The organism is Butyricimonas faecihominis, assembly GCF_033096445.1.
Classification (GTDB): Bacteria; Bacteroidota; Bacteroidia; order Bacteroidales; family Marinifilaceae; genus Butyricimonas; species Butyricimonas faecihominis.
Map to the genome: position 1 here is coordinate 4,475,479 of NZ_AP028155.1, position 17,353 is coordinate 4,492,831.

The window sequence follows — 17,353 nt, forward strand, 5'->3', positions numbered from 1 at the left end:
CAACAAAAGTAATAAAAATGTAGTTTATCTATCGTAAAAAGAACTATTTTCGTGTTCAGATCATAAAAAGTAGTACCATGAAGAAACATATACCTAATCTGATTACCTGTATGAACGTTACGTCCGGCACGGTGGCTATTTATGCTGCTTTTCACGGGCATCTGTACCTTGCTGCTTGGCTCGTGATTTTGGCGATGGTATTTGATTTCTTTGATGGTTTTGCCGCTCGTTTGCTGCATGTGAAATCTGAAATGGGCAAGGAACTGGATTCCTTGGCCGACATGGTTAGTTTCGGGGTGATGCCTTCCGTGATGGCTTTTTTCCTGATTCGCGATTTGGGATATAGTGGCGGGGAGTTGTTTGCGGTGAATTCTTGGCAGGGGGTGCTTATGTACGTGCCGTTTCTGGTTCCGGCCTTCTCGGCTTATCGCTTGGCTAAGTTCAATTTGGATGTGCGACAAACTCATTCGTTTATCGGTTTGCCGACCCCGTCGAACGCTTTGTTTTGGGTGATGTTGGTATTTACCCGTTATCATCAGGAAGAGTTTTTCATGGCGATGTGGGGTAAACCGTGGTTGTTGGCTCTTTTGGCCTTGGTGCTGGCCATTTTGCTGATCAGTGAAATCCCGATGTTCTCGTTGAAGTTAACCAGCTTTTCGTGGAGCGGGAATGCTCTTTTATATTGTTTCTTGGGGGCCGTGATCATCGGTTTTGCTGTTTGGGGTGTGAAAGCATTATCTTGTATGATCCCCGTTTATATCTTGATTTCTTGTTATGATTTCAAGAAAAAATGGAACTGGAGGTTCTGGGGAATACTTGTGGTACTCTTCCTATTATTGAAGTGGGTTGCGTTGTTTATCGTTTTCCCGGCTTATTTGATTGTGCTTATCGTGAAACTGACAACCCGGGCAGATCGATAACCGGGTCGTAATCCACGAAGTCATAGTTCGGAGAGATCACGGCAGGGTCTTCCACGATGATCGTTTTGTTTTTCACCGGGGAGGGTTGCATGTTTGTCATGTTCGTCATTCCGTTTCCTTGGAAGATGTCCTGTTGGGAGATCACCACGATTCCGGCCACGACGGCTGCCGACAAACCGAATTTGAATAAACGGGTAACGAGGTTACCGGATTCGGTGTTAATCAGTTCATCTTGAGTTTTACGGATCTTTTTCCCGTTGACAGTTGCCAAAGGCAAGGATTCCATACCGATCACGTCCGGCAGGAAGTTGTGGTTCTTGGATTCAAAGAGAACGTTGAACCGGCGGTCGACCGAAAAGGTTCCGATTGTACCGAAGTCCACTTTTTGTTTCTGGTTCAAGCGTACCTTGATCTCTTCACAAAATAAAGCCAGACGTCGTTGCGCTTTCTCGTAATCAATCTGTTCTTTACGTGCGATCCAATCAATCAGAAGTCCGTCATTTTGTTTCAGGTGCTTGTTGAACACGACTTTTTTAGACGGGGGAACAATAGTCCCCGTTTTCTCATTGATGTTTGCGGACGTGTAGTCACAAATGAACCCTCCGAATCCCGGAACGATCACGCAATCATGTAGATAGAGCAATTCTTCAATGTGTTCAACATATTTATTCATGTCGCAAAGGTAAGAAAAAACGTAAGGTTGTCAAACTCATTTTAGGCATTTCGGATTATTATTATTTACTTTGTTGTGTCTATTGCAGACACTCAGAATGTTATAAATTGAGATAAAATTATTGGCGTATGAAAATTTTTGTGACAGGAGGTACAGGGTATATAGGTTCCCACACGGTGGTCGAACTTCAGAAAAATGGTTATGATGTAATTATTGCTGACAATCTCGTGAATTCGAGTCTGGAAGTGCTAGACGGGATAGAAAAGATCACTGGGATACGTCCCGAGTTTGAAGAGATAGACCTTACTGATGGTGAGGTTACACGGGATTTCTTTGCCCGCCATTCGGATATACGGGCCGTGATTCATTTTGCCGCTTTGAAGGCCGTGGGAGAGTCGGTGAGCAAGCCTTTGGAGTACTATTTCAATAATTTGAACTCTTTGATGAACGTGTTGACTTGTATGCGGGAATTTAAGGTGCCGAATTTGGTGTTTTCCTCTTCCTGTACGGTGTACGGACAGGCCGATGTGTTGCCGGTAACGGAAAAAACACCTCGTCACGAGGCTGAATCTCCTTACGGGAACACGAAGGTGATGAGTGAAGATATTATTCGGGATTTGATGCGGGTGGAACCTGACATGAAAGCTCTGGCATTGCGCTATTTTAACCCGATCGGGGCTCACCCGACAGCGTTTATCGGGGAATTGCCCAATGGAGTACCCAATAATTTGATTCCTTATTTGACACAAACGGCTATCGGAATTCGTGAGCAATTGAGCGTGTTCGGTGACGATTATAACACGCCGGATGGTTCTCCGTTACGCGATTATATTGACGTGGTAGATCTGGCCCAAGCGCACGTGGTGGCTATCCGTCGCTTGTTGGATGGGAAGAATAAGAAAAATTACGAGTTTTTCAATATCGGTACGGGAAAGGCGCTTTCCGTGCTGGAAATTATTCACGCTTTTGAACGGGCAACCGGGGTAAAAGTGAATTACAAGGTCGTGGGACGCCGTGCCGGGGATATCGAGAAGGTTTGGGCCGATACGACTTTGGCCAATAACGAGCTGGGATGGAAGGCTGTCACGCCGATCGAGGAAACGCTGGCGAATGCTTGGAAATGGCAGAAATCACTGGAAGCGACTAATTGATAGAGGAAAAGAGGTAAAAACGAGCATACACTCTCGTGTACATTGGGAAATGGCACGAGAGTATATGCTTTTTTATACGGTGCCTACCGTGTGGAATTATTTGTTCTCATGAATATTCATGTTTACGGGGAGGTCAACCAGAAAGCGGGTTCCTTTGCCAATTTCAGATCGGACTGTAATGTCTCCTTGTAAACGGTTTACAATTGTTTTACAGATTGAAAGTCCCAAGCCGGTTCCGGCTTTGAATGAATCGATCTTGTAAAAGCGGTCGAAAATATGTTCGATATGTTCCTGTGAAATGCCTTGTCCTGTGTCCTCCACGTATAGTTGTATCTTTCCTTCCAAAACTTCAAATCCCAAGTGAATATAGCCTTTCCGGGTGAATTTGAAAGCATTGTTTGTAAGATTACCCAAAACTTGCTTCAGGCGCATGGGGTCTGTCACGATATACGTGGTTTGGGATGAGGTGTGCAATTCGAATTTTATGTTCTTTAAATTTGAATGATTATTCATTTTCTGTTCTTGGAAGACGTTTTCGAAAATGGCATTGAGTGATGTTTTCGAGAAAATGAAGTTCATCGTGTTAGATTCAATCTTGGCGAGGTCAAGAATATCACTGATTAGCATCAATAGCTGGGAGCTATTGTTTTTAATCAGCTCGACATATCCTCGACATTCTTCCTCGGATAATTCTCCCAAGGTGGAAACGAGTACGTCGGAAAAACCGACGATGGCATTCAACGGAGTACGGATTTCGTGGCTCATGTTGGCCAGAAAGGCACTTTTTAACCGATCGCTTTCTTCCGCTTTGTTTAGTGCGGCCGTTAGTGTCTCTTCGATGTTTTTATGTTCTTGAATACTCATGCAGATACCCACTAAACGATAGGGTAATCCGGATAGCCTGCCGATGTAAGTGGATTGTCCTTCAAACCATTCCCATTGTCCGTTTCCGCGTGAGAGACGGAAGGGGACCGGTTTTTCGAATACGACATTTCCGCTGAATTGTATGGCGAAGGCATCATTCAGGGCTTGGCGATCGTCGGGATGAACCATGTTCGTGTACTCTTCCATGGTTAATGAATTGTTGGGGCCGGGTTCTATGCCTAGATATTCAAAATATCGAGGGTCAAGGACGAAAACACCATGATCGATGTCTAGGAACCACGGGTATATTTTCGAACGTCGCAAGGCGGTGGTCAATATGTATTCTTGAGTGAGTTCATTCGTGGTATTGTGAAAATAGAAGATAATTTCAACTGTTTCATCATTAATACGAAAAGAAAAGAACTGCCCACTCACGGGAAAAAGCGTGTGAGTGGCTTTCTCTTTGATGCAGGTGTTCTGCATGAGGTCTATTTTTGATTTCCCTTTTTCGAGTTCATCGAGAATCCGGGGTAAAATGTCTTGATCAAGTTGCATAAGGGATAACAGATCGGATATGTATAAATTGTCTTCTTGATATTTCTTTGAGGAAGACGTGTTGATATGTAGCTCTGTTTGGGCCTGTAAGTTGATATGAGAAATTTTACCATCGGGTAACATGGTGATAATTCCATCGGGCAAAGCGTTCAATAGATTATCCGTGTAGTATTTTTGTTGAATGAAATTCATAGTAAATATCTGTTAATCCACGCAATTAAATAAACAGATAAATGTAGTCAATTAATCCAAATGTTGTTATGGATTATTGGAATAAGAATAAATTATATTGGAGTATAGATTAATCTAATATTATGGCAATGGTACTATGCCTAAAAAGAAAGAAAAAGATACCAAAAAACGGCTATATTGTGATTGTTTTTTGGTATCTTTTTAACTTTATTCTACCGTCACGGATTTAGCCAAGTTTCTCGGCATATCCACGTTGCAGCCTCGCATTACGGCAATGTGATAGGAGATGAGCTGTAATGGAATCACGTTCAGAAGTGGGGAAAGATATTCCAGTGTTTCAGGAATTTCGATCACGTGTTCCGCCAGTTTTTTCACCTGTGCGTCGTTATCATTGACAAGAGCGATCACGTGTCCTTTCCGGGACTGGATCTCTTTGATGTTGGAAACGATCTTGTCGTAATAGTTGTCATTCGTGGCGATGGCAAAAACCGGCATATTCTCGTCGATCAAGGCGATCGGACCGTGTTTCATCTCTGCTGCCGGGTAACCTTCCGCGTGGATGTAAGAAATCTCTTTCAGTTTTAGCGCACCTTCTAGGGCAACCGGGAATTGACAACCTCTTCCAAGGTAAATGGCGTTCGTGGAGTCCTTGTAAATGGCCGCTATCTCCTTGATCTTGTCATTCTTTTCCAGAATCGCTTTCACCTTGTCCGGTAAGTTATACAGTTCGTTGATATATTTTTTGTACAGTTCGTCGGATAATGTTCCCTTGCGGTGGCCGATCTGTAAGGCCATCATGGCCAACACGGATATTTGAGCCGTGAATGCTTTCGTGGAGGCAACCCCGATTTCCGGACCCGCGTGAGTGTACACCCCAGCATCGGTTTCCCGGGCGATACTTGATCCCACGACATTACAGATGCCGATAACCGTGGCCCCGTGTGCTTTGGCATACTTGATGGCTGCCAGCGTGTCGGCCGTTTCACCACTTTGTGAAATGGCGATAACAATGTCGTTGGCGTCCACGATCGGGTTCCGGTATCTGAATTCCGATGCGTATTCCACTTCTACCGGGATTCGGGTGAATTCTTCCAAGATGTATTCGCCTACCGTTCCGGCGTGCCATGACGTACCGCAACCGATAATGATAATGCGGTGGGCGTTGACCATCTTCGGGATAATTTCGGAGATACCTCCCAGATAGATTTCCGATGCCTCGGCATTTACGCGTCCGCGGATCGTGTCGTATATTGAATTTACCTGTTCAAAAATTTCTTTCAGCATGAAATGCGGGAAACCGCCTTTCTCGATTTTCTCGATGTCGATGTCCACTTGCTGAATGCTTAATGAAACAGGGGTGTTTTTGATCGTTTTCAGGATCATTTCGTCCCTCTTCAAGATGGCAACATCGTCATCGTTTAAGTAGATCACGTTTTTCGTGTATTCCACGATAGGTGTTGCATCCGAGGCCACGAAATATTCGCTTTGACCCACGCCGATCACGAGCGGGCTACCTTTTCTTGCCACCACAAGCTGGTCCGGTTCGTTCTTGCATAAAACAACCAGTCCATAGGCCCCGATAACTTTGGTCAAAGCGAGACGCACGGCATTCTCCGCGTTGACTTGGCCTTTCGTGTAAATGTACTCGATCAGGTTTGCTAGTACTTCCGTGTCGGTTTCACTTTGGAATGAATAGCCTCTGGCCTGTAATTTTTCCTTTAATAAAGCGTGATTCTCGATAATTCCGTTGTGAACGATAGAGAAAAGACCGTTCATAGAAGTATGGGGGTGAGCGTTCGCGTCATTTGGTTCCCCGTGGGTAGCCCAGCGAGTATGTCCCATACCGATCGTTGCGCTGGTGTCTTCCAGTTCCATGTGATGTTCCAGGTCTTGCACCCTTCCCTTGCACTTGTAAACTTGGATGTTATTATTATGGATCAACGCGATTCCGGCAGAGTCATATCCCCGGTATTCCAGACGTTTCAGACCGTTAATTAAGATCGGACAGGCTTCTTTGGGCCCGATGTATCCTACAATACCACACATAAATGTTATGTTTTAATGATTTATATTAATGAAAACAAGCGGCATAACAACCATTGCCGCTTGTTTATATTGTTATTCAATAATCTTGTCGAAAAAGTCGGAATAAGCCTCGATGTAACTTTGCTCACCCGGGTATTCCAAGGTAGGTTTCTTCAGATCGGTGGCAAAGGTACGGAGTTCATCGTCCACGTCTTTGTGGTTGAAAATGATTCCGTCAGCGTATTGGAATGCCAATTTATTAATATTCGTGTATGTCGGGTCTTTTAAAAGTGCCACGTCTTTCCGGGCAACCCCTTCCGTGATCGCTTTTTCCCCGAATTTTTCATCTAGTTTTCCCTCAAATTTGTCGTTATAAGTAGAGAATACCACTTTCGTTTTGGAGAAAACAGGGTCATCATGATATTCTTTTTTCAGGTAAAGGGGAACCAGCGCTGTGAACCACCCTTGGCAGTAGATCAGGTCGGGGGCCCATCTTAGTTTGCGCACGGTTTCGAATACTCCCCGGGCGAAGAAAATAGATCTTTCGTCGTTGTCCGGGAAAAAGTTTCCTTCTTCGTCGGAGATCGTGTGCTTACGTTGAAAATAATCCTCGTTGTCGATGAAATAAACCTGCATTCGTGCAGCTTGAATCGAGGCGACCTTGATGATTAGCGGATGATCCGTGTCGTTGATGATCAGGTTCATTCCAGAAAGGCGAATTACCTCGTGAAGTTGATTCCGTCTTTCATTGATGCAGCCGTAACGGGGCATGAATGTTCTAATCTCTTTACCTTTGTCTTGTATCCCTTGAGGTAGAAATCTTCCAATATTTGCCATTTCTGATTCCGGCAGATAAGGAACTATCTCTTGAGAAATGAATAAAACTCTTTTTTTAGCCATAACTACTACTTTTCCCAAAAACCATACAAAGATAGGCATTTTGGTTCAGATTTCAAAACTACTTTGGAATAAACCTCTCTCGAAATAAACCACTTGAATCTTAAAAACGATGCGGGGTATAGGATTTTTGACTAAAAAATTTTGCTTTTATGATAGATTTATATAACATTGCGAAACTCTTTTTAGGCTGTAAATTAGGGGAAGACTGTACTATGGCGTGGCATAATAAACTGGGCGAATACGGGGAAGAAAAGGTGAACCGGTATCTTTTGGATATGGGGTATACGGTTTTGGAGAGAAACTGGCGGGTGGGACATCGGGAATTGGATTTCGTGTGTCTTGACGGGGAGGTGCTGGTCGTGGTGGAGGTGAAAACCCGGGCAGATGACAATGTGTCACTTTTTGATTTGCTGGATTACAGAAAAAAGAGGAATCTACAAGCTGCGGGTGCCGCTTATCTAACGAAAAAGAACATTCATCGGGAAATACGATTCGATTTGGTTGTGGTTACCGGGGCCTCGATGTGTCTAGAATACATTAAAGAAGCTATCGATTTGTTTTAAAGAACCGGGTGGCTTTTGTCGTGTGTGTGGTGTGGTAGGAATATGAAAAGCCACCCGGCATAAGAAAAGTGTCAATAGGGATATTTGTGTATTATCAAAAATTGTGCTAGAAATTCGGATTTCCGGAAAAAATATCAAATTTTCTTTCGGATGGATGATTTTGTGTGAAATTTACTATCTTTGAAAAATAAAACATAAAAGAAAAAAGGATATGGCAACAGTAAAAGCAAAATATTTAGGAGATTTGCGTTTGGAGTGTACGCATTTGCAGAGTGGTACAAAGATTATCACGGATGCACCGACAGATAATAACGGGAAAGGTGAGGCTTTCTCTCCAACCGACTTGTGTTCCACGTCATTGGCCGCTTGTGCCATGACAATCATGGGAATTTATGCTAAAAATAACGGTATTGATTTGACGGGAGCCGAGATCGAGATTACCAAGAAGATGGCGGCAGAACCTCGTCGTATTGCCGAGATAGACGTGATCTTTAACATGCCGGCCAACGGTTATTCCGAGAAGGAGAAAAAGATTCTCGAACGTGTGGCACATACTTGCCCCGTGCATTTGAGTTTACACCCGGATGTGAAACAAAATTTCGTGTTTAATTGGCAGTAATGGTCACCGGGGCTACCGGTTTACTGGGTAGCCATTTGTTGTGTCATTTGGCACGATGCGGTGAGACGATCATCGCGCTAAAAAGAGATAAGAGCCACGTTGAAGAGACGATGGCTCTCTTTTCGTGTTATTTTGATTCACCGGAAGATGCCATATCCCGGGTGACTTGGGTGGTTGGGGATGTGTTGGATGGGGAATCTGTGGCCCCGTTTGTGGAAAAAGTGGATACTGTTTATCATTGTGCGGCCATGGTTTCTTTCAATGGCAGCGATCGGAATACTTTGCTGGAAACGAATATCAAGGGGACGGAAAATATTTGTAAGATTTGTTTGGAACGTGGGGTACGCCTGTGTTTCGTGAGTTCGATTGCCGCTTTGGGGGACGCTCCCAACGAGAGCGTCGTGATTGACGAGAATACACCGGAGATTCCGGGATCGGTCCACTCGCTTTATTCCGGCAGTAAAGGGGAGGCTGAGAAAATTGTCTGGAAGTATGTCCGTCAAGGACTGGATGTTGTGATCGTGAACCCGGCTATTATTTTGGGGGCGGGGTTACGGGGACGAAGTAGTGTCAAGTTGTTTGAACAGGCGAGTAAGGGGATGCCTTTCTACACGGAAGGCGTGAATGGATACGTGGATGTGCGGGATGTCTGCGAGTTGATGATTCGTTTGGCGAAAGACAGTGCTATTCGGGGAGAGCGTTTCGTGTTATGTGGGGGAAATTATTCTTATCGGGAGTTGTTTACCGTGATTGCCCGTGTCGTGGGCAAGCGCCCGCCTCGTATTCGGATGGCACCGTGGATGACAGGTTTGGCGTGGCGGTTACTGGCTTTCGTGGCTCTGTTCACGGGAAAGAAACCGGCTTTCACGAAGGAAACGGCTCGCTCGTCTCAACATAAATCCCGTTATTCCAGCGCGAAGGTGTTGTCTCTTTTTCCCGATTTTCATTTTCACACGCTTGAAGAGACGGCTCGTTTTTTCAAGGATTTGTGACGCGGGTTGCCTAGGTCGGGATTCATGAGGTCCGGTAGGGGTTTTCCCTGTCCCGAGGCTATCTTCTCGAAAATCTCCATTTAAATTAGTTCATTTAGACCACGGAGTATTCATCCTGCATTCATGTTGCATTCATCTTCGATAAAATAAATCTTTTTGTCCTTTTTATTTGGATTTCGGTAGGTTCGTGTTGTATATTCGTGGTATGGGAGGATATTTTGCTATGTAGCTTGATGATTGGGGAATGTGTAATTAATAATAGCGAGGTTATGGAGTTAGTTGATAGTTCATTATTGAAAGGTTTTTCGGGAGAGATTGACGGGTTGATTGTTTACACGGTTGGGGAAAAAACGTATGCCCGGAGGAAACCGGTGAATGTGCGTGATCCACAGACTGAGAAACAATTGCGGCAGCGGGCCAAGTTCCCTGCCGTGCAAGCATTTTATCAATCAGTCAAAAGCGGGATTTTAAAGGAGGTGTATGATTTGGCGGCGAAAGAAGAGGGACGACGTTCCGGTTATCATTTGTTCATGCACTTTAATATTGCGGCCTTTGGGGAGAATGGTTTTATTGATTATTCACTGTTACGGTTGGCACACGGGATTCAGCAATTACCTTATTCGCTGGAAATAAAGGCGGTGTCAGAGGATGGGGTGGAATTTTCGTGGTTGGATAATTCCCTTACCTTGATGGCTCAAGGGTCCGATCGCTTGATGGTGGGTGCTATTTTTGATGATGATCCTTTTCAGGTTGTGATGCTTGGCGGGATCACAGCCTGTCGGAAGGATGGTTGGGCTCCCGTCAAGTTACCCGGTGGGAGTTGGAAGACGGCTCATTTATATTGTTTTTTCGGGACCGGGGATCGGAAACGGTTTTCGGCAAGCAAGTATTTCAAAATAAACAAATAGTAAAGTACATATGGCTATATTTAATTCCATTTTGTTCCACCGGGCGAGAAAGTCCGTGGGGAACGTGACCTTGTATGCTTTAAAGGAACAGAACGTGGTTCGGGCGAAAGGTATTTATCGACGGGACCGAAAGTCTTTGGCTCAATTGAAACAACGAGCCCGGATGAAGGCAGTCCGGGAGGTGGGGAGCCATTTTTATCACGTGTTGCCGCAAGGCTTTTGTTGCTCTTCGCTAAAAGAGGGGTTGAATTGTTTCGTGAAGGCAAACGTGGGGAAAATATTCGTGGATGACGAGTTGAAGGTGAGTTATGATCTCTTGAAACTGGAAATTTCCGGTGGTACGTTGATGCCACCGGTTTTATCAGCAAAATTAGAGGCCGGGGAGAACCGGGTGGTATTTCGGTGGGAGAGACAACGATTGATGCCTTACGCTTTTGGTGATGATTTGCTTTACGGGGTGGTTTCGCGAACGGAAGATCGGGATGGGGAGGTCATTCCATTGGGAACTCGGGGTGCATCCGGGGAGTTGAGTTGGGATTTACCCGCGGGTTGGGATGTTTGCGATGTCGTGGTACATGGTTTTGCCATGAATAGCAAAGGGAACCGGGCTTCTGTCAGCGTGGGATTGGCGGTAGGGGACGAGGTGTAGTTGTTGCTCATGTTTATTTTGATTAAATAATTTTCTTGTTTGTTATATGTTTCTCGTTAGAAAAATGTATTTTTGATGCGAGAGGTAGGGCGAGTCGCGATGGTTTAACGGCTAAAATAAGATATTAGTGGATATACTGAACGTGAAACAACCGGAAATATTTGAAAGTGTATTTCATAAATATTATGCGTCGCTATGTTATTTCGCCAATAAGTTCGTGCGAGATGATGAGGCGGCAAGGGATATTGTGCAAGAGGTGTTTCTTCGTTTTTGGGAATCCAAGGGGAAATTCGAGAATCAATCGGCGTTAAAATCATTCTTGTATAATTGTGTCCAGAATGCGGCATTGAATTATCTGGAAAAATTGCAAGTCCGTGCGAAGGCGAATCGGCGATTGGGATTGAAATCTCCTGACGAGGAAGATGTTTTTTGTTTTCAGGTGGAAACGGATGTTTTCGAGGAAATCTTTGCCGCTATTGATGAATTACCTACTGAATGTCAGCGTATTTTCAAGATGAGTTATATCGAGATGTTGGATATTAAGACCATTTGCGAGCAACTGGATGTGGCCGAGTCAACTGTGAAGACGCAACGCCAACGAGCTAAAAAGTATCTGCGGGAGCGGTTGCAACATCTTTATCCGGTGGTGGTATTTATGTTTTTTTGATCGATAGGGTTGTTGTCTAAGCCAGATGGTGAAGAAGCGGTCGTGGATGATGTAGCCGTTGTTTGCTTTGTATACTTCTCTTTTTTCACGAGAGAGCGAAGGTAATCGAAAATTTTCCCCAGTGTTCCTTGTCATTCTTTTCAGTATTTAGCTGTTTATGTTATGAGTTGGGGAAATATATGTGAAGGCGAGTTGCTGTATAGTTTATTTTAATTGTACAAAATGTAATAATGTTTTTTATGAATCTACATCATGTCATCTTTGAAGCTTTGTATGAGATCAAGTTAACACGGCGAAACCTATTGTTTAATATGTTTGTTTTTTTTGCATTATTGACTACGATATCCTTTACTTTCATTTCATTTTCAGAGAGTGATAAGATTGAATTCGGAGAGTTTTATTTGCCGTGGGTTGTTCAGGCATTGCCTTCTTCAATCCCGTTCATGACTGCTTATTATTACAATTTCGTTCAAGTGTTGATGGTCTTTTTTATGGTATCTAATGATTTAAGGCGTTTGAGATTTACCACGATATCAGCTTTAGAGGCTCGCCCACAGGATAATAGTGATACCATTATTGGAAAATTTCTAGGACGGGTCGCTATTTTTAGTCTCGTGAACGTGTTGATTTATTCCGTGATGATATGTTATAATCTGATCTACTATCCTCGAGTATTGAATATATCGTATTATTTTTTTTACGGGATAACATTAAATTTTCCTGTGCTAATTTATTTCCTGAGTTTGTCGATTCTTGTTTCTCGTTTTATTAATAATCAGGGTATAAGTATCTTATTTCTGTTATTTTTTTGCGTGGGAACGACGATATGCGGGGCTGGAGTGATGAATAATTTATTTGATCCGTTTGCTCGTTATATTCCTAATTTATTTTCTGATTTTGTGGGACATGTACAGTTAACGTGTTTTCTTTTGCATCAAACGATCTATTTGTTAATGGGTATTTGTTTTCTGATATTGTCTATTCTTGTTTACAGGCGTTTGCCTAATAATATCCATCAAGTTCGCAGTGTGCTTGTGTTTGCTATGTTTCCATTCATTTTATCGGTTATTTTTATCGCTTTTTACATGGGGAATTTTATGCGTGTCGAGAGAAATAAAAACGAGTATCGTCAATTCTATTTTGAATATGAACATGTTTTAAAGAATCGGGTATTGTCTAATGAAATTCGATTACGTGATTTAGGTAAAGAAGGTGTTGCTGTCGAGAGTAAAATGAAAATCGTAAATAGAAACGAGGAGCAAATTCCGGTGTTATTATATTTAAACCCGGGTTTGACAGTAAATGGAATTAAAAACGGTAGTGTTAATTTGTCGTTTGAAAGAAAGGGACCTGTGATCTTGGTTGATAAGCAACTTGCAGCGGAAGATACCTGTGATCTTATCGTGAGTTATGAAGGAATTGTTGATAATGACGTGTGTCATCTTGATCAATTTGCAGTTCCGGGATATCAACGTCTGAATGAAAACAGGCGCGGGATATATAGTTTGGGGACTCAACCGGCGTATTGTGTAAATAATTATAAATTGTTTACTCCGGAAGTTTTGTGGTATCCGACTTGTGTTCCCCCGACTTGCTTTTCTTTTTTTCGAAATATGGATTTTACGTATTTTTCGCTTGTTGTTATTCATGATGAGGAAAATACCGCTATTTCTCAAGGGGAAATAATAAATGAACAGATAGGAATAACTATTTTTAAACATGAACACGCTATAAGTGGCATCAGTTTGTGCGTGGGAAAATATGATAAAAGAGTGGTGATGATGGATTCTATCCCGGTTGAAATTTATTATGAACCTAGTCATGGATATTTATTGGATTCGTTTCGTATAGATGTTGATGTGTTGGAAGAACATTTATTGAATTTTAAAAGTAAACTGGAAAAGAGAAACATGAGTTCTTATATAGATGCTGAAACGAAGAGACTTAAATATAATTATTCGACAGCGCTTAAAAGTGACCTTGAATATCCCTATTCTTGGTTACGCTTTATTGAGACTCCACTTGATTTTTACCCTTTCCCCAAGCCGGATGCGATGGATGGTGAAAGAATACAAAATGGTTTGATTTTTTTGACTGAAAAACTTTGTAATCAACATTTTATAGATGGAGAATATAATCCGGGATTAAGAAAATATGGAAGCGAATGGCATTTTAAGATGTTGTTAGATAGTAATTTGACTCATGGCGGCTGTAATATTAAGTCGATGTTACAAAGTGAGTTTAATTATGTATCGTCTGTTGATTATCCAATGATTAATGAAATATTGATAAATATGTTGTCCAGGTATTCATTTGGCTTGATGCAATCTTTTGAGCCTATGGATGAATACCGTGCTATGAATTACTTATCACGACATAGTTTAAGAGAGGCTATTCATGATCTGAATTTGTCTTCTAAGGAATTGCATTTTATCATTAAAAAGAAGGGTTGGGAGTTATATTCTTTGATATGTACACGGGTATTCAGGGACAAGTTTGATGATTTTATATATGATTTTTTTTCTAAATATCGTTTTATGAATGTTGAATTAAAGATGTTTAGTAAGGATTTGATGGAACAATGTGGGGTTGATCTCGACCATATTTTGCCAGATTTATATGATAGCAATAGATTACCTGTTTTCAAAGTGGATGCCGAGTGTTATCGGGTTGGAGATTTGATTGATTCATGGCAAGCAAATCAGTATTTTCTTTTTAAAATATATAATATGAGTGATGTGCTTGGTGTGATTATGACAAGGCCTGGGGGATTTTATTTGATTCCGGCGCATTCCTGCAAGGAAATTGTAGTTAATGATACAACTAGTTCAAGTATATCTTATAGGATAGAAATGCCGATGTCTCAGAATATACCGTCTGTTAAACGATTTCGGGCCAAGAAGATTGTATATCATGAGTTGGGATTAAAGGAAGGAATTCGAGATATTGATTCCCTGTATTTTCAAGATGATAGTCTTGATATTATTGTTGATAATGTTGATGAAAGATGTAAGATTGTAGAGACTAAAACTTGGCTTCAGGATATGTTTGAAAAGTATAATGTGAATATTCCTTTTTTGTGCGAAAGAAAAAAGAATCGTAATCAATGGTTGGTAGGATTCAACACGAAGTTCTATGGTTTTCCGGTTCAGAGTGCCTATTATAAAGAGGCGGGAACAGGTGATAAACGGGTGGAGTGGACCATAGATATAATTCGTCAAGGGAAGTATGAACTTTTTTTTCATAATGTAGATGATACTAGGCATGAAAAAAGTTTAGATGATAAGACATTGTATTTTTCTGTTTGTAATGGAGGAAATACATTCGATTTGAAAATTGATGTTGGTAGCGAGAGCGATGAATGGGTTTCGTTGGGAAGATACGATGTATTTGATTGTATTAAAATTATTCAGTACGATAAACAAGAACTTCTTTCTTTATTTTCTTTTAAAGGGCTTAATAAGGTTTTTGTAGATGCAATAAAAATGAAAGAGATTCGGGAATGATGAAATCGTGATAAGTTTAGTTGGTAAATAAACTTAAGGGAATAATTTTGAGAGAAAATCTGTAATATAATTATTACTATAAATTTAATGATCATGAAGAGGAAAAATGTTATTTATGGGATTGTTCTTTGGGGTCTTATTAGTTGTACAAAAGATGCTATTGATAGAAATGATGTAGAAAATCGTTTATCCATATTGAAGCAAAATTATGGAATTCAATATTGCAGAACGGATGTTTTACCTGATTCTTGCGTGGTTCTAACTCTTGATGAGTTAGAAGGTTTATTCGCTATGATTGATGAACGATCCGAGATTTTGGTAGGGACAAGAGGTGTAATTCCTAATGCTGAAGAAGTTAATTATGTGGTTGGTACTGGAGATGTGTGTATTGTAGATCCTTGGGAAGTGGTTATTGCAGGGATAATTCCAATCAATAACTATTGCTGTATCAATTTTTTTTCTAGTTGTATGCTTGAGAATAATGATGCAAGACTATGTGATGAGCGAGTTTCTTTAAGTCCTTATACCTCTGATTGTACGATAAACGAGAGCGATGCAGTTCTTGATGGTCAAGGCAAGATATCGTTTTATATAAGATGTTCATTGTCATTAACGGTTTTGCAATCAGGTCATGTTTTTAATGTTCTATGGGAAATGCGTATTGCGGGAGCACGATTGAATAGAGAAGGTGAATTTCGTGCTTATTATAGCAAAGAATATTATGACGATTAGTTCGATAAACAAACGAACCAAGCAAATATGGAAAAATAATTTACTTTTTTTGTCATCCTTTTCCGACTTAATCTGTTTTAGTAGTAAATGAAAAAACGATCGTTTTTTTATATTCCTTTTTTGCCTTCATCCCAATCTATTTTATTGCTTTTGGAGCAAGTTGATATTTTATTAATGCGCTAATATTTAATAGTTTAATGTAAGTGCAAATTTTAAAATCTATCATCTAATTATTTATATCATTAAACGATCGTTAAAAAATATAGAAGAAGGGACGTTGTTCGTTCCATTTTGACTTATTTGAAGGGAAATATGACAGATGATCAAAGGAAAGAATTTGATGAGTGGCTCGGCTTGGATGAGAGGAATCAAAAATTATTTGAGCGATTACAGAATGTTGATTACGTGGAGGGAGGATTACGGGAATTTCAAAAGTATAATTCTGTGGAAGATTGGAAAAAACTTCAAGCTAAATTGCAGGTCTCTCGTCGAAAAATTGGTAATTGGATGCGGGTGAGTGCGGCTTCTGTGATGATTTTGTTTTGTGTGGGAATGGTATGGTATTTTGTAGGACGTGATATGAATAATGAGAATGTTACTTCGTCTGTTATTGAATATGGGCATTCGAGAGCGATGTTATTTTTGGCTACAGGAGAGGTGATCGAGTTAGAATCAACTCAAGATACGGTATGTACTAGGATTGAGGGAGAGAGTTTTATGAATGATGGTAAGAGATTGGTGTATGCGGACACCACCCGGATAAAAGAAGTGGAATGGCATACGTTACAGGTTCCGCGAGGCGGTGAATTTGTGTTGTGTTTGTCTGACGGGACTGTGGTTACTTTGAATGCGGATTCAAAAATTCATTATCCGGATCATTTTATGGGGAAGGATCGTCAAGTTTCATTAGAAGGGGAAGCGTTTTTTGAAGTAGCGAAAGATAGTTTGAAACCTTTTGTCGTGAAAACAAACGGTATTGATGTCCGGGTATTGGGAACCGCTTTTAATCTGAAAGCATATCCGGATGAACATCAACAAACTACGTTGGTACGTGGGGCTGTGGAAGTGGTGTTGGATAAACAACGGGTGTTATTACATCCCGGAGAGCAAGTGACGTGCATTGATAAGGAGTTAAGAATTGAACAAGTAGATGTAAGGCCTTATATAGCTTGGAAAAATGAACGGTTTGTTTTTGAAAATGAACCCTTAGAGGGGGTCTTGAAAAAATTAGAACGGTGGTATAATATAACGGTTTTTATTCAGAACCAGAGATTAAAACAGATGCGATTTACGGGTAATCTACCTAAATATGAAAATATTAATAATGTGTTGAATATATTGGCGTTAACAACAAATATTAAATTTGAATTGAATGACCGCACTCTAGTCGTGCAGTTAGAGTGAATGAAAAACGGGAACTTGCGCTAACAATTTCCC

At 41.2% G+C, this 17,353-nt stretch carries 15 protein-coding genes; 11 read left to right on the plus strand and 4 right to left on the minus strand.

Annotation, left to right across the window (positions count from 1 at the left end; all coding sequences use genetic code 11):
* Window positions 1–77: 77 nt before the first annotated feature.
* Window positions 78–920, plus strand: a complete 843-nt coding sequence (gene pssA, locus R8806_RS18555) for a CDP-diacylglycerol--serine O-phosphatidyltransferase (protein ID WP_124317913.1) — start codon at window positions 78–80, stop codon at window positions 918–920.
* On the opposite strand, the gene R8806_RS18560 is transcribed toward pssA, so the two are convergent.
* Window positions 886–1,593 (minus strand): HU domain-containing protein, encoded by a 708-nt coding sequence (locus tag R8806_RS18560; RefSeq protein ID WP_124317912.1) that lies wholly within the window; start codon window positions 1,591–1,593, stop codon window positions 886–888. The genes pssA and R8806_RS18560 overlap by 35 nt on opposite strands.
* 128 nt (window positions 1,594–1,721) lie before the next feature.
* On the opposite strand from R8806_RS18560, the gene galE reads away from it, so the two are divergent.
* Window positions 1,722–2,744, plus strand: coding sequence for a UDP-glucose 4-epimerase GalE (galE, locus tag R8806_RS18565; protein WP_124317911.1), 1,023 nt, complete (start codon window positions 1,722–1,724; stop codon window positions 2,742–2,744).
* 96 nt (window positions 2,745–2,840) lie between these two features.
* On the opposite strand, the gene R8806_RS18570 is transcribed toward galE, so the two are convergent.
* The 3 genes from R8806_RS18570 to R8806_RS18580 form a co-directional block, all read right to left on the minus strand.
* Window positions 2,841–4,355 carry a PAS domain-containing sensor histidine kinase gene (locus R8806_RS18570; protein WP_124317910.1) on the minus strand — a complete coding sequence of 505 codons (1,515 nt, stop codon included), beginning with the start codon at window positions 4,353–4,355 and terminating at the stop codon, window positions 2,841–2,843.
* Window positions 4,356–4,562: 207 nt separating this feature from the next.
* On the minus strand, window positions 4,563–6,401 hold the full coding sequence (glmS, locus tag R8806_RS18575; protein ID WP_087421967.1) for a glutamine--fructose-6-phosphate transaminase (isomerizing): 1,839 nt from the start codon (window positions 6,399–6,401) through the stop codon (window positions 4,563–4,565).
* Between the two features lie 72 nt (window positions 6,402–6,473).
* Window positions 6,474–7,280, minus strand: coding sequence for a glycogen/starch synthase (locus R8806_RS18580; protein ID WP_087422227.1), 807 nt, complete (start codon window positions 7,278–7,280; stop codon window positions 6,474–6,476).
* 149 nt (window positions 7,281–7,429) lie between these two features.
* On the opposite strand from R8806_RS18580, the gene R8806_RS18585 reads away from it, so the two are divergent.
* The 9 genes from R8806_RS18585 to R8806_RS18625 all read left to right on the plus strand — a co-directional run bounded on the left by R8806_RS18585 (window position 7,430) and on the right by R8806_RS18625 (window position 17,320).
* A complete protein-coding gene (locus tag R8806_RS18585) occupies window positions 7,430–7,843 on the plus strand; it encodes a YraN family protein (RefSeq protein ID WP_229782957.1) in 414 nt (137 codons plus the stop codon).
* A 211-nt stretch (window positions 7,844–8,054) separates the two neighbouring features.
* A complete protein-coding gene (locus R8806_RS18590) occupies window positions 8,055–8,462 on the plus strand; it encodes an OsmC family protein (protein ID WP_027201228.1) in 408 nt (135 codons plus the stop codon).
* Complete coding sequence (locus R8806_RS18595; protein WP_124317266.1) at window positions 8,462–9,454, plus strand: NAD-dependent epimerase/dehydratase family protein; 993 nt, start codon at window positions 8,462–8,464, stop codon at window positions 9,452–9,454. Before R8806_RS18590 ends, R8806_RS18595 begins: the two co-directional genes overlap by 1 nt.
* 269 nt (window positions 9,455–9,723) lie before the next feature.
* Window positions 9,724–10,362: a DUF6266 family protein gene (locus R8806_RS18600; RefSeq protein ID WP_124317265.1), complete on the plus strand. Its 639-nt coding sequence runs from the start codon at window positions 9,724–9,726 to the stop codon at window positions 10,360–10,362.
* A gap of 10 nt (window positions 10,363–10,372) precedes the next feature.
* A complete protein-coding gene (locus tag R8806_RS18605) occupies window positions 10,373–11,011 on the plus strand; it encodes a hypothetical protein (RefSeq protein WP_124317264.1) in 639 nt (212 codons plus the stop codon).
* Between the two features lie 127 nt (window positions 11,012–11,138).
* Entirely contained in the window at window positions 11,139–11,678 is a 540-nt protein-coding gene (locus tag R8806_RS18610) for an RNA polymerase sigma-70 factor (protein ID WP_124317263.1), read from the plus strand.
* Between the two features lie 839 nt (window positions 11,679–12,517).
* Entirely contained in the window at window positions 12,518–15,184 is a 2,667-nt protein-coding gene (locus tag R8806_RS18615; protein WP_167513904.1) for a M1 family metallopeptidase, read from the plus strand.
* Window positions 15,185–15,277: 93 nt separating this feature from the next.
* Entirely contained in the window at window positions 15,278–15,916 is a 639-nt protein-coding gene (locus tag R8806_RS18620; protein WP_124318478.1) for a hypothetical protein, read from the plus strand.
* Between the two features lie 312 nt (window positions 15,917–16,228).
* Entirely contained in the window at window positions 16,229–17,320 is a 1,092-nt protein-coding gene (locus R8806_RS18625) for a FecR family protein (RefSeq protein ID WP_124316625.1), read from the plus strand.
* Window positions 17,321–17,353: the final 33 nt, after the last annotated feature.

Excerpts from the sequence above, each read along its gene's own strand:
- R8806_RS18595 (WP_124317266.1), top strand. The coding sequence starts at position 8,462 with ATGGTCACCGGGGCTACCGGTTTACTGGGTAGCCATTTGTTGTGTCAT.
- R8806_RS18585 (WP_229782957.1), top strand. The coding sequence starts at position 7,430 with ATGATAGATTTATATAACATTGCGAAACTCTTTTTAGGCTGTAAATTA.
- pssA (WP_124317913.1), top strand. The coding sequence starts at position 78 with ATGAAGAAACATATACCTAATCTGATTACCTGTATGAACGTTACGTCC.
- R8806_RS18625 (WP_124316625.1), top strand. The coding sequence starts at position 16,229 with ATGACAGATGATCAAAGGAAAGAATTTGATGAGTGGCTCGGCTTGGAT.
- galE (WP_124317911.1), top strand. The coding sequence starts at position 1,722 with ATGAAAATTTTTGTGACAGGAGGTACAGGGTATATAGGTTCCCACACG.
- R8806_RS18560 (WP_124317912.1), bottom strand. The coding sequence starts at position 1,593 with ATGAATAAATATGTTGAACACATTGAAGAATTGCTCTATCTACATGAT.
- R8806_RS18580 (WP_087422227.1), bottom strand. The coding sequence starts at position 7,280 with ATGGCTAAAAAAAGAGTTTTATTCATTTCTCAAGAGATAGTTCCTTAT.
- R8806_RS18605 (WP_124317264.1), top strand. The coding sequence starts at position 10,373 with ATGGCTATATTTAATTCCATTTTGTTCCACCGGGCGAGAAAGTCCGTG.
- glmS (WP_087421967.1), bottom strand. The coding sequence starts at position 6,401 with ATGTGTGGTATTGTAGGATACATCGGGCCCAAAGAAGCCTGTCCGATC.
- R8806_RS18600 (WP_124317265.1), top strand. The coding sequence starts at position 9,724 with ATGGAGTTAGTTGATAGTTCATTATTGAAAGGTTTTTCGGGAGAGATT.
- R8806_RS18570 (WP_124317910.1), bottom strand. The coding sequence starts at position 4,355 with ATGAATTTCATTCAACAAAAATACTACACGGATAATCTATTGAACGCT.
- R8806_RS18620 (WP_124318478.1), top strand. The coding sequence starts at position 15,278 with ATGAAGAGGAAAAATGTTATTTATGGGATTGTTCTTTGGGGTCTTATT.
- R8806_RS18590 (WP_027201228.1), top strand. The coding sequence starts at position 8,055 with ATGGCAACAGTAAAAGCAAAATATTTAGGAGATTTGCGTTTGGAGTGT.